The 13,390-nt window shown below is 43.9% G+C and carries 10 protein-coding genes and 1 pseudogene; 2 read left to right on the top strand and 9 right to left on the bottom strand.

The genetic code is table 11. The annotated features are described in order from the left end of the window. Positions 1-339: 339 nt before the first annotated feature. The 4 genes and pseudogenes from BVJ53_RS05770 to BVJ53_RS05755 all read right to left on the bottom strand — a co-directional run bounded on the left by BVJ53_RS05770 (position 340) and on the right by BVJ53_RS05755 (position 3,321). Complete coding sequence (locus tag BVJ53_RS05770) at positions 340-1,152, bottom strand: PfkB family carbohydrate kinase (protein WP_129301569.1); 813 nt, start codon at positions 1,150-1,152, stop codon at positions 340-342. A gap of 687 nt (positions 1,153-1,839) precedes the next feature. Further along, positions 1,840-2,019, bottom strand: a complete 180-nt coding sequence (locus BVJ53_RS05765) for a hypothetical protein (protein WP_129301568.1) — start codon at positions 2,017-2,019, stop codon at positions 1,840-1,842. 360 nt (positions 2,020-2,379) lie between these two features. After that, positions 2,380-2,562: pseudogene (locus BVJ53_RS05760) on the bottom strand (PTS transporter subunit EIIC); the annotation flags it as partial. A 54-nt stretch (positions 2,563-2,616) separates the two neighbouring features. Next, complete coding sequence (locus BVJ53_RS05755; RefSeq protein ID WP_129301567.1) at positions 2,617-3,321, bottom strand: N-acetylmannosamine-6-phosphate 2-epimerase; 705 nt, start codon at positions 3,319-3,321, stop codon at positions 2,617-2,619. Between the two features lie 147 nt (positions 3,322-3,468). On the opposite strand from BVJ53_RS05755, the gene BVJ53_RS05750 reads away from it, so the two are divergent. Further along, the gene (locus tag BVJ53_RS05750; RefSeq protein ID WP_129301566.1) at positions 3,469-4,284 is read left to right on the top strand and encodes a MurR/RpiR family transcriptional regulator; all 816 of its coding nucleotides are present in this window, start codon (positions 3,469-3,471) and stop codon (positions 4,282-4,284) included. Positions 4,285-4,403: 119 nt separating this feature from the next. Here BVJ53_RS05750 and BVJ53_RS05745 read toward each other — a convergent pair whose 3' ends face one another. The 5 genes from BVJ53_RS05745 to BVJ53_RS05725 all read right to left on the bottom strand — a co-directional run bounded on the left by BVJ53_RS05745 (position 4,404) and on the right by BVJ53_RS05725 (position 11,853). After that, positions 4,404-4,802 (bottom strand): hypothetical protein, encoded by a 399-nt coding sequence (locus tag BVJ53_RS05745; protein WP_129301565.1) that lies wholly within the window; start codon positions 4,800-4,802, stop codon positions 4,404-4,406. 53 nt (positions 4,803-4,855) lie between these two features. Then, positions 4,856-5,146, bottom strand: coding sequence for a DNA/RNA helicase domain-containing protein (locus BVJ53_RS15580; protein ID WP_158280568.1), 291 nt, complete (start codon positions 5,144-5,146; stop codon positions 4,856-4,858). Beyond that, the gene (locus BVJ53_RS05735; protein ID WP_129301564.1) at positions 5,113-5,907 is read right to left on the bottom strand and encodes a hypothetical protein; all 795 of its coding nucleotides are present in this window, start codon (positions 5,905-5,907) and stop codon (positions 5,113-5,115) included. Before BVJ53_RS05735 ends, BVJ53_RS15580 begins: the two co-directional genes overlap by 34 nt. A gap of 187 nt (positions 5,908-6,094) precedes the next feature. Continuing rightward, positions 6,095-10,843, bottom strand: a complete 4,749-nt coding sequence (locus BVJ53_RS05730; RefSeq protein WP_129301563.1) for a type ISP restriction/modification enzyme — start codon at positions 10,841-10,843, stop codon at positions 6,095-6,097. 203 nt (positions 10,844-11,046) lie between these two features. After that, positions 11,047-11,853 (bottom strand): hypothetical protein, encoded by an 807-nt coding sequence (locus tag BVJ53_RS05725; protein ID WP_129301562.1) that lies wholly within the window; start codon positions 11,851-11,853, stop codon positions 11,047-11,049. A gap of 279 nt (positions 11,854-12,132) precedes the next feature. Between BVJ53_RS05725 and BVJ53_RS05720 the strand changes: the two genes are divergently transcribed. Next, on the top strand, positions 12,133-13,317 hold the full coding sequence (locus tag BVJ53_RS05720; RefSeq protein ID WP_129301561.1) for an AbrB/MazE/SpoVT family DNA-binding domain-containing protein: 1,185 nt from the start codon (positions 12,133-12,135) through the stop codon (positions 13,315-13,317). The last annotated feature ends 73 nt before the right edge of the window (positions 13,318-13,390 follow it).

Here is a 13,390-nt window from a genome sequence, read left to right as displayed (position 1 = left end):
TCTATATGGATCAAATCTTAGAAATGATCACAGACTAACCACGTCAAGCTACAAGGAAGCCGCCGATAACAAGTCGGCGGCTTCTTTTGTGTTGAGCGCGAACAGGAGCGCTTAGAAATCGGAGTGTAAGTGGCCTTGAAACCAAATGGCTGGGCTTTGGCCATTTGGGTTTCAAGGTCCTTACACGTAGATTTCTGCGACTGTGAGCGCGTTATAGAAAGCGCAAGAAAACTTCTTTACTTGCCTTCAATAGAACATTCTCCACGTGGTCAAGCTTTGTCCATTTAGTCTCGGAATCTTACTTGCGAGACTCCACGCCAACACCTACACCCCGCTTCCTCACGCAATCAACGCCGCCCCATGCCCAAACGACCCTGGCACACGCACCTGCGCCGACGAAAACTTTGTCGCGTGACTCAGCGACTCCGAAACTTTCGCATCAAGCGTCGGCTTCGAGGAAGAATAAAGCGTAGCCGCAAACGAAGTAATATACGCATCCCCTGCCCCCAAAGGATCAACCGCTTTAACGCCAAGCGCCTGCTGCCAAGACATTGTATCCTTGACTAACGCTGCCGAGCCGCGGAGTCCACGGGAGCAAACCACCTGATCGCACCCAGCTGCCGCAACCCGCCGGCATAAGGCCTCCACATCATCGTCAGACTTGGCTTTCCCGGAAAGATACGCAAGATCAATCTGCGGCGCAATTTTTTTGAACACCCGATCGTCATCAATCGTCGAAAAGTCATAAACTTTAGGCGGCGTGATGGCCGATAAAAAGGCATCCGCACCACTTTCATTATTTAAGTAGACTAAATCAAAAGTGTTGATGTACGCAATATCATCAGGACTCAGTTGAAGCTCCTGAACCGGCTCGCCAACCGTTTTCTGGCGTTTGCCGTCACTGAGTCGCATGGTGGTGAAAGCATTGGGACCGTCGTACTGCAGCGAATGGCTGATATCGACACCCAGCTCACTGAGCGTCCGCCGCGCAAAATCACCGCGGGCGTCATTGCCGAACGTGCCAAAATAAGCAGCCTCCAGCCCCATCATAGTCGCAAAAACGGCCGTATTGGCAGCATGTCCGCCAAGAAACATCTTCTTGTCCGCTGGATAAAGGTCAACGACATTGTCTCCGATCGCGATGATTTTCAAGAGTCCTTCCTTCTTTCCCACACGAAGCGGCATCAGTTGTGTCAGCGCAAGGATGGCTGGCAATCCACTACTGAATTTAGTTTACCACAGGTTGTTAGGGCGGCGTGCTTCGTGATAACAAAAACGATACTAGGAAGCCCTCCTCTAAAATTGGCAATTGAAAAAGTTCTTTGTCTTGGTTATCGCACCTCTCATTATTAGCATCATAGCGGGAATAGTCATAACGCTATTCGCCCGTTGGTGGAACGGACGGCGTTAGCCATACAGTAGCCCTTATTCACCCACAGTCTGTCAGTCGCAGCAGGCGAAAAAAATAGCCGTATCCTGGTAGAGGTGATACGGCTATTGTGTTTTCATAACTATTAGAGTTCTTTGTCTTATCGCTACAAAGGTAATATCACAAGATTTCAAATAGATCAATTTTCGGGGATGTAAAAAATGGACATTTTTGGAAGAACAAAAATACCGGCTCATTGGGTGCTGCTGGAGAACTCGATAAAATGAAAGTTGGGTAGTTGTGTGGTCTTCAATTCCACTTTACTGCCTACATTCGCCATAATGTCTTATGACAATCCCATATAAAGTAGTAAATATCAGCTTATTGTGGTGAACTGTGTTTCAAAAAGAATTTTCTAGCAATCTTGCTCATTGCCAACCTCTTAAGGATTTATCGAATTTTATGGTAATCTACCTTGTTCGCCGATAACCACTGATGAGATAAGTAGCAGCGCTGGCGATGACGAGCGTGAAGCCTAGGATGTCAGTAGCTAGATCGTTCGCGACTTTGTCAGGTGTCAACCACCGAACAAGTATCAACGCTGCTATCAATAGCAAGCTTCCAACTACTTTCCAATTTTTCCTAACCATCGTCAACCTCCTAACTGCCAGCCGCTGATCGTTGGCTATTAGTTTATTTATACGCGCGGCTTGTAAAGGAACTGTAGCGGTTTTGCAAAAATTGAATATCGATTGTGTAAATGAACTGCTTATTTTCATATCAGTATTATTAGCGCCTTCATAAAAGCTAGTATCTTAAAAAGCCCCATCATCGATCAATGGCAAATCAATTCACGACAAGGCTTATTAAGTCTCTAATACAAATTTCCGACGCTACCATCGCAGTAGTCTTTTTTACCGCGCCAAATTCCCCACAACCTTAATCTTCACGCGATTCGCATTCTCCGGATGATACGCCAACGGCACCTCATCGATTTCGACAACTTGAATTATGGTAAAAATCAGCGCAATGTTGGCAAACACGGCATTTCCGGCAAAACTCATGACTTTTAAAATCGTCTGCAGCCACGCCTGATCCAAAAACGGATACGCGGCCAGCGCACCTTTGTTGGTTAATGCCCGACCCAACCCAAGCAGCAGACCAGCTGCCGGCAGAATCGCAATTGGCAGCATAAACGCTCTGCCAAGTTTAGAAAACTGCTAAAAAATGTTGCGTCCTCCGTGTGTTTATTTTTTAGTCATTGCGTCCAATGCCGCCACAAAACGCCGCGCAATCATCAGCGGCCGGGTAATCGCACTCCCAACCACGATACTCGTCACGCCCATCTGCTGAATCCGCTGCGCTTCCTCTGGCGTATTGATATGCCCCTCCGCAATTACATCAATGCCTTCGTCGACAAGCTTTTGAATCAACGCAAAATCCGGTCCATTGTGCTTGCCGCTTTCCGGTGTGTACCCGCTCAACGTGGTCCCCACAAAATCAATGCCGGCATGCCAAGCATTCACCCCTTCTTCAAACGTCGAAACATCCGCCATTAACAACTGCTGCGGATATTTTTCTTTAATCTGCTGGATGAATTCGTTGATTGTCAGCCCATCATGCCGCGGCCGTAATGTGGCATCCAGCGCAATCACTGCCACGCCCGTCGCCACAAGTTGATCCACTTCAGTCATCGTCGCGGTAATAAAAGGCTGTTCCGGTGGGTAATCTTTTTTGATAATCCCAATGATCGGCAAATCAACCGCCGCCTGAATCTCTTTGATATCCCGGACAGAATTCGCCCGAATCCCGACCGCGCCCGCCTCAGCAGCAGCTTTGGCAAAAAGTGGCATCACCCCGCCAGTCGGACTGTACATCGGCTCATCAGGCAAGGCCTGGCACGAAACGATCAAGCCGTGCTGCACTTGTTGGATGAAGTCTGTCTTCCTCATTCTCCGTTTTCCTCCGTTTCGATTATTTTAGGATTTTCAGTCCAAAAGAATCGTAGCATCTCGACCAAACAATGTAAACGGTTAATTGGACTTTTCCTCCAAAAAATGCCAAAATCGAAGAGAAAAGTGGAGGAGGTATCCATTTTAATGGCATACGCGGACATCATGAACAAGCACTACGACGAACTCACCAAATCAGAGAAAAAAGTGGCCGATTACGTCCTCTCAGTCGGGCAAAAAATCATCTACGCCACCATGACCGACATAAAAAAAGCCACCCATGTAGGTGACGCCACCATTATCAGATTCTGTCAAAAACTCGGCTACTCCGGCTTTACCGACTTCAAAATCGCCATCGCCAAAGAAGACTTCCCCAAAACCAAACCGGCAACCGCAGACCACTACTACGACCACATCGCACAACATTTAAGCGACGCCATCAAAGCCACCGCCGCCCTCATCAAGCCAAAAAACCTGCAGACAGCGATCCAAATGATGACCACTGCCAACCGCATCTGGATCTTCGGCGTCGGCGGCAGCGGCGAAATCGCTCACTCACTCTCTTCGATACTTCTGCGCTCCGGGCTAAAATGTACCCCAGAAGCCGATCCTCACTTCCAAGCGCAAATCGCCTCACTCCTCGGCTCCAGCGATCTTGTCATCGGTATTTCTCTGTCCGGAAAAACCAAAGACACCTATGACGCATTAAAAATCGCCCACGACAACGGCGCCAAGGTCATTGCCATCACCAATGCCACCGTTTCGCCGATCGCGCGGTTAGCCGACGTGGTACTACAAACCGCCATTGAAGAGTTTCTCAATGGCGGCTCGGTGGCTGGGAGAGTTTCCCAGTTGTATATTTGTAATGTTTTGGCGGAGGGATATGAGCAGATGAATCATGTGGATGCGCTGGCGTTGAAGGAGCGGGTGCTTAGGTCGATTATTGATAAGAGTATTGGGTGATTCAAACTCAGACTAACAAAACAGACCATACTCATAATTGAAACACTATACAAAAAAGAAATTAGAAATAAATCAATTCACAAATCCAGATAGATTAAACCCAAAGAATCGTACAAAACTTATTTTGGAGTCCTCTCATCAAAGATTCTTTCCATGATTGCTCGATATACGTCTTCATTCGCTATAATCGCAAGTGCAAGCTTTTCTTTTGCACGAGACATGTTAACATATACTTCATTCTTTATCGTGTAGTATTCTTTAAGGCTTCCTTCAAGTTGCCCTTTATCAGAATATGAAAGTGATGTATCTATATACGTTACAACCTTTTTAAATTCGTCACCAATAATCTCATGAGTTATGCGAGATCCTTTAAGTGGCTCAAATTCGTCTGCGCTTGACTTATCATATGTCGATGGGGTTGGCACCAAGAAAACAAAACCGGAATCAATCCGACTTTTTATCCAATCAAATGAATCTTCTGATTCTTTAAAATATCTCACTTCAATAGAATCTAACATTTGTTCAATGCCCACACTACTGGGTGGCAATTTGTCTAAATCAAACAGCTGTCTTATAAATGCTTGAATACTTGGATTGGATCGAAGCCCTTTTTTAAAAAGAAAACTTTACCCTTTTTCCTCCTCTCAAAGGAAGTGCAGAGACTGTGCATAAGATTACCTGCATCTTTGGGCCCGAGAGCTTGATCAACATCATAAAAGAAAAGTACTGTTTTCTTTGAATAATTTTCCTCAGCCCACTGCGCTATTTGTTTTCTCTGCTCATCATATAAACGTTGCGCTTCATCAACTATCAAAACGTCATATTTGTCTAGGTCCTCCTTCCCGACAGACTTTGCAGGCACAAAATGAACTGATGCAAATATTGTTTCCAAATATTTGTGTGCAGGTCTAATGGCTCCAGAAAAAACAAATAAAACATTTTTTTACCATTAAGTGATTTTGCTAAATCAAACGCAATCAATGATTTACCTGAACCGGCTTTCCCCTGCACACCAAAAACACCCGGTTGAGAGCAAACTTGTTTGATTGATTCTTGATCTTCTGCTAGCCAATATTTGTCGCTAAGAAAGCCTTCAGTATCGGTTAAGGGGGATATCAGAAAACTGCTTGAAGATAAATTTGCGACTTGATTTTGCTGTAGTCCATTTTTACCATTCATTAACTTCAGCAAATAATTCACACTGATTTCAATAAGTGAATCGTTTTCCAGCTTAAAGAAGGTCTTTTCATGCGCATCGAAAACTATATTGCATACTAACAAATCTGGAGAAAGTAGCCTGAATATTCTAGCCTGGGTTTTAAAAGTCCTTACTGTTTTTTTAGACATAGTTGAAAGCCAAACATGTTTTAAATTGATATTTAAAACGAATTTCTGTCCGTACCAAAGAACATCGAAATCCGGAACAACCCCTAAATCAGTGCCTAGGAACCAGCCATCAATATCTTTTGCTTTATCCAGGCTTTCTGAAAGCACTGATAGAAAAGCTCTAAAATCTTCCGATTCTTTACTTTTCTGCGTCATTCTATGATACTTCAAGGCATCATTTAACAGTGCAGGATTTTCAGAGATTGCCAGATATTCTCTTAATGAAAATGGAGTCATTAACTTTACCGCCTAGTTTTTTGAGATAGCATTAGATCTTATTTTGTTTCCGCGGGAAAATCTAAAGATACTAACGATTTTCAGATTATAAGCTTTAAGGAACAATGTAGCTAATGCTTTTGTCTAAAAAGAGATGTGAATTCTTGCAGACTATATGTTACCTCGCAACCGAGTTTATCGGTCACTTTTATCCTTCAAGAATTTCAAATTTCGGTAACTGTGCCACCAAGTTTAAAGTCTCAAGTGAAACCGTAATAACACGTAGCAGCAAGTTGAAAATATACTTTGGATCTTCACTATATTCGTTTGGATCGTCTGTAATCTGAGATGCCTTGTCTGTTTTAACCTGATACTGATCCATAATCCATTCAATTGCTGAACGACCGTTAACAACGTAATTGTATGCACGCTGAGGAATATTCTTAATTGTAATATCCGAATTGAACTTTATCACACTACGGTCATCGCGAGACTTAAAGCGCATTTTCTGGACACGGAAACTTGGCTTATCTGAATGAAATAAAACTTCACAACCAGAATATGGCTCAACATCTTCGTAATTGATGTGCAGTTTCAGCAACTGTTGTCCGACCTCAGCATATTGACGAATATCCTTAACAATTGGTATTCGCGCCAAATCCTTCTTGAGATCGTTTGCATACTTATGCTGATAATCGGGTGAATTCAACAAACCGTATACGTAAGCATAAGTTTCATCAGTCGAAAGACCAAGTTTTGCTGCAAAAGTAGTTGAAACATTGTCGCGTTCAAGCGGCAGCAAACTATTAGTCTGCGCTTCATTATTGTAGCGCATGAATCCCTGTGCTTTTTCCAGACAATCCATATTTGGAATCAGGTCTGTAGCAAGCGCCGAAAACTCTTTTGACGCTCCACGACCGGTCGTGAAGATTACTTCATTGCTGTCGCCGAACTGCGTGTAATACAACCCTGGTCGCTCTACTAAACTTTTGTCGTAGTAAAGATATTTTTTTGTATAAGGCCGATACAATCCTAACCGGATCTTGTCTTTATGAAACTTGACTTCCGTCCCCCGCTTAAGCAGCTGCTCAAGTTTTGGCGACCATTTAATACTTTCACCGTCGCGATTTGTTGGGGTCGAATGACCAGCAGCACGTTCATTTTCGTATACACTAATAATCTTCTGGACTTTTTTTTCAAGTTTAAGTTTAGAAAATCCGTATACCCAAGCATCACGATTCGTGCTAATTCCAACTGCATTTTTAGAAAGAGCCCCTAACTTTCTGGATTCAGTAGCCAGGGGTGTAAACACCTCATAGCTTCTATCTCGCTGATTAATCCAGTCATTATTGACATCTGGCTTAATTTCAGTCCATCTGGCACCCTTAACTGACTGCATTGAAGAAACGATACTTAGCTTTTGTTTACGAGATAAATAGTCGCCAATATCTTTATAATACAGATGATGTTCATGGCTGCCGTCTTTAACCAATATAGAGATGGTGATTGGAGCACGACTGCCAGACCCAAAAATTTTCCCTCCCTCCTTGCGCGAGGTTTTCCCCTGTGTTCGCTGATTCCCACGTAAATTAAAAATATAGAGGTAGTTAAATTCACTATATAGAGACTTGCGAAATCCATCAGTCGTACTTGAATCTAGGAAGCTACCATTCGTAACAAATCCTAAGACACCTTGTTGTCCAATCCTATCACTTGCCCAGCGAAACGCTTTAACATAGCTATCATACAGGCCTTTGCTCAAACCAGATTTGCTTTGCTTTACATACGTATTGGCAATCTGCTTCTCCAGTTTTTCATAATGAATGTTCTGGTTATTATCATTCTGATTTCTTTGCCCAACTGAATATGGAGGATTGCTAATGATTGCTGTAATTGGAACTTCTTGTTCTTTTTTCAGACGATTGTTATTACCGCCAAACATGTCTTCGCTGAGAACACCTATATTTTCAGTTGCAGCAAATGTATCAGCTAGTACAATGCCTTCAAAAGGAATATATTTTTCATCTCCATTGATTTCATCAAAGACTGATTCGATGTTAATCGCGGCAATGTAGTAACTTAATAGCACAATCTCATTAGCATGCAGTTCTTGCGTGTATTTCCGTGTGATATCAGCAAGCGTAATTTTCCCTGCCTCCATCTCCTGCTTCAAATATTCTAAAGTTCGGACAATAAACGTCCCTGTTCCTGTAAATGGGTCAAGAATGTGCACATTTTTAGAAGCAATACCACGCCCGAAATGTTCTTTCAGCACTTCGTCTACAGACTTTACAATAAAGTCCACAATTTCAACAGGCGTGAAAACAATTCCTAACCTGTCTGCCGTGGCTCTAAATCCAGTACTAAAGAACTTATCATACAGTGTTACGATGAATTGCTGTTTAGCTGCTGCATTATCAATCCCCGTAGCCCGTAGTCGAACAGATTCATAAAATGGCTCAAGCGCTGTTTGCTCCTGATCAAATCCTGCCTTGGTCATCTGTTGAATCATATCTTCCATAGCTCGAGAAACCGGATTATCGTTAACAAAGCTGTACTGATCAAACAGTGCCTCAAAAATAGGCTTGGTAATGACATGCTGAGCCAACATCTCAATAGCTTGTTCAGAATCAATATCACGATTAATATTGTGTTGCAGACTCTTTAGGTATACTCCAAAGGTCTTGGCAAACGGCGATTGTTTATCCTCAATGAGATTTTGAATCCACCGAATGTGTCGTTCGGCTAGCTGCTGAACATCTGCTGTCCAGTCTTCCAGATAACGCCGGTCACCAACTTTCTTGACAATACGGCCGTAAATGGCATCTTGTATCTCATGCCAATTCAATTCCAGCTCGGTTTGCTGTACAGCAGGTGTACTTGAGGTATCATCACCAGTATTGTTAAGCTCCGCACTTGGGGCCCCACCGACACCGATAACATTCAAGTTTCGTGGTTTTTTCTTGTTTAAGTCCAGTTTATTGACAGATGCTTCGAACCGCTCATCGATGGAACGAAGCGCATTTAATACCTGCCAAACCGCTTTATAAGTCTTGTTATCATCAAGTACCGTATCTGGATCTTGCCCAGACGGAACAACAACTGGCAAGATGATATACCCATACTCTTTGTCCTTATATTTACGCATGATACGTCCAACCGCTTGCACGATATCAATTTGTGACTGCTTAGGTGCGAAGAAAATGATTGCATCCAAATTAGGAACGTCAATTCCCTCTGTCAGAAATTTAACGTTAGAAAGTACCCGCGCTTCATCATCTGGAAGGTCTGCTGCTAACCAATCAACCGCATCTTTCTTTTGGAGAGCGTTCATACTGCCATCAACATGTTTAACATCAACTCGAAAACTATTAGGGTTGTCGTTCCCAAGATATTCATTAACAACATGACTGAATTCTTGCGCAATTTGCTTTGATCCGACCTTGCCGGCACCATGTCCACGTTGATTATCAATCACAGATGCAAATGCAATTGCTCGTTGCATTGGCGGACCAGAGATCTTGTCGGAGAAGCTCTCGCGTTTCATCATCGCATTCCATACGCCAATGATTTTCCCGATATCATCGATATTTAATCCGTTTTCTGTTGCTAAACTATTTTGCATATCACGTTGAACCACGGCTTCGTCAACGGCCAAAACCTCAACCTTGTAATCTGTCAAAATCCCCTTTGCAACGGCATCACCAAATCCTAGACGATAGATTTCTTCTCCATACATGTCTTTGTCATCCATAGATGCGATGACAATGTTTTCATCTTTCCCTTTTTTCTTGGCTTCTTGGGAATAAATCTTCGGTGTAGCTGTCTGGTAAAGACGATGATTCGCTTTCACAATAAGATTGTTGTGTACTTTTGTGAAGAAGCCTGCTTCATTGTTGGCGTCATGAGAGCCTGTTGTGCGGTGCGCTTCATCTGCAATAATTAGATCAAATTCTGGATGCCCCATTTCTTGTGCACGATGAATGACATCAATCGACTGATACGTACTAAAAATAACTGTCATACGTTGATCAGTACCTGACAACGAAGGCAGTGCGTTAAAGTTTGACATTAGTTTCTCGGCACTCGTTGAAGCCGGAAATCCAATGTCCTGAATGTTCATGTCGCTGTCATCGTCGTTACTATTTGTCCGCTTCCTTGAGGCATTGCGATCAGAAGTGACTGCAAAAGAAACGAGCTTAGTCGTTGGCGTAATGTCACTATTCCAGCTAAAAAGGGTTTGCGATAGAAGCTGAATACTCGGCACTAAATATAAGACATAGTAATCGCTCTTATGTTCTTTTTTTGCCATCGCTTCTGCAATCTTCAGACTCGTAAATGTCTTTCCGGTCCCTGGTGCCATAATCAACTTGCCACGTTCGTGCGTCGCAAAATAAGCCACTGTTTTATCAATTGCTTCTTTTTGATAAGAACGAGGTTGTTTATGGCTGGCTTGAATTACTCGGGCAGCATCATTAAAATTGAACTTCGACCAATCAAAGCTGGAATGCCTTAAATCTGACAAGCCAATTCGATTAATATCTTTTGAGCCATCGTCTAAGGCTGCTTCAGCATTTTTGTTCCAGTCGTCTGTTGTAGCTACCAGTAAACCATCAGCGTAATAATTCTTATTCAGTTCTGCCACATAACTATTGATGGTATCTTTGCTGACTTTTCCGCGATAATATTTTGCTTGAATGGCAGTCAGCTTACCAGAATCTCGATGACGAGCCACGAGATCAACCCCAAGATCCTTCTTGGGAATGTGATACTCGGCCGGCACTTCATTAAGCATCCACACTTCATCATATAGATTCTTGTAGGTCGGCTCATTTAGCAGGTATGATTTAACAACTTTTTCAAACATAGTGCCGCGGTCTCGTTGCACGCCTTTAGCACTCTTATCGATTTCTGCAATTAAATTGTCAAAGCTATCTTTTGGCTTACTCGAATTCATTATTTAGTACCCCTTTGTGACTGTCTGCCGTCTTTACTGAAATATATTTGATTGGGCAGATTCATTCCATTTTCACAACTCTAGCAGTTCAAGGCTGACACCAGAATTTCTTATTAAACTCTAGACGTTATTTATGTCATTATATCAGGAAACTTGTAAGTTATCTGCATATCAGTGAAGGCTGTGGATAGCTTTTTTGACATTCATCCCACAACCTGCCTCACAGCCACCCAAACCAACCCAGCAGCCATCAGCCCCATGGTCACATTAAACACCCGCGTCACAACTTTGCGCTCTCGGTCATCCATATCCTCCAACATCCCTAACGTATAGTCATTATACGGCCCAGCATCCCAGTAACCGACGTAATAACTAAGGATACCTTTTTCGTGAAAAGTTAACGGCTCACTGCCCTCATGTAGGAGCAGCTTGTCGTCGAATAGCGCGTACAGGTCATCGCTGAACATGGCAGCGCGGCGGTTGTGTTCTGCCTCTGTCTTAACGCGTTCCAGGAGTTGATGGAATCGATCCCATTCGCGTTGGTCGGCGTCGTCTTGTGGCGTCCACTCTGCAAGCTTCTTTTCGAAAATCTGGAGGACGTCGTCGAAGTGGCGGCGTTGGTAGTTGTAGGCGAAGGTTAGGTAGCGGTTGTCTTCGTTGAGGTGTTTGGTTTGCCAGGTTTGGAATAGGAAGAGGAAGAGCAATCCGAAAGTGGTGATGACATTGAGGAGGTTGCTGAAGTTCCAGTCTGCCATGAGATGTTGGAGGCTGCTGATGACCCAAAATGTGGCGATGAGCATGGTGATCCCAATTGAGAGTAGCTGTTTTTGGCGGATTTGTGGGTTTTTCTGCATTTCTTCGTAGATGGTTTGCCGGTATTTTAAGTACATGATGAGGTAGTCGAGCAGGTTAAGTGAGCGGACTTGCCGGTAGACCTTGACGATGGCAAATAACAAGACGACTAGGCTGACAAGGTTGATGACCCGGTTGATTGCATCAATTTGCGCCATTCACAAGCTCCTTTCAAAAGTATCGTGCACACATTTTGTCAGTCGTAAAAGTGGCTCGGTTCGATGCAGTTTTATCAGCCCATTGACGACTAAACGCATCCCCGTGTGCCAACATAGTTCGATTTTATACGGAAACTAACTAAATTGCGAGATTAACGAACAAGGTTTCTGTTGATAAATGGCGACGCGTGCAAGTCTTCTTTTCCCCTTTGTGCTCAATGTGCTACAGTTAAGTTCTGTATAGGAGTAACATCAAGAATCTTTAGGGAGTAGAAAAAATTGACCAAACAAACGCATCACATCGTCATCCCGGACGCCATTATGGAAGACTTGGACATTAAAGATGGCGAACAAGTCGAGGTGACGTTAAAAGATAAGGAAGCCGTGATTCGGCCGAAGCGGACGGATACAGGGACGCAGACGATTTCGCTGCGGTTCTTTCTGATTCCAACTGTTTTGGCGGGGATCTTTTTTATGGCGTATTTCTTTCACTTTAATATCTTGCAGGTGCCGATGACCGGTAAGAACTCAATTGCGCAGATGGTGATCGTCCTTGGCGAATTAAGCGGGATGGGTACGTTTGCGGTGACGTATGTTCAAAATCACCGGCAGATTCATGGGCGTGATCATCGACGTCGGTATTGGCGGATTTTCCCGACGCTGCTACTGTCGTTTGCGATTATTCTTGCATTCGTAACGTCGGTGTTTTTCTGGGCGATTGGCTATATGTTTGAAGGCGTCATTTTTGATATTTACACAGCGACCGGGCTGTTCCTTATTTTCATCAGTATTGTGAACTACCTGATGATTTACTCGGCATTGTCGATTTCGACGCAGTTTATCACCACGCTGTTTCTGTCTACATTTATCGGCGGCGTGGTGGGTGCGATTGTGACCAATAGTTCTCGCCAGTGGTGGCAGTATAATGTCAGCTTTTTAGGTACCAGCAAGGCCCTGAACGCGTGGCAGTTTAACCTGACCATCGCGGTGTCGGCGTTACTATGGATTGCTTTGGTGGACTACCTATTTGTGCCGCTCATGGCACATCGCAAAACCGACTGGCGGCTGATCACGCTTCGAATCTTACTGACCATCGCGGCCATCGCCTTGCTGGGGGTTGGCTTGTTCCCAAATAATCGTGGCATCCTGCATGTTCTACACACCCAAAGCGCGTGGTTCCTGAACTACTTCCTGATCGGCATGATTATCGCCGTGCGCTGGCTGCTTCCGGGCGTCTCGCGCGAATTTCTCAGCACCAGCTACACCATCGGCGGCATCATCGTTTTTGCCGCCATCCTATTCCAATTCGTCCACTACCTATCGCTAACCGCCTTCGAGATGATCGCCTTCGCCTTGGCCATGTCGTGGATTATGTTGCTGCTGCAAAATATCCACCGGCTTTATCAGAGAGACGAATCTATTTTTGTCGTGACAGTGACAAGTGGGAAGGAAAAACTGGAATGATGACGGTTTGATATGGCTAATACAAAATGGTGACGTTCAGTTCATTAGCTGAGCGTCACCAATTTATTTTGAC

Origin of the sequence: Lacticaseibacillus chiayiensis (assembly GCF_004123795.1) — a bacterium.
Taxonomy (GTDB): Bacteria; Bacillota; Bacilli; order Lactobacillales; family Lactobacillaceae; genus Lacticaseibacillus; species Lacticaseibacillus chiayiensis.
The sequence above is the reverse complement of the archived record's forward strand: the minus strand, read 5'-3'. Positions and strand labels throughout refer to the sequence as shown.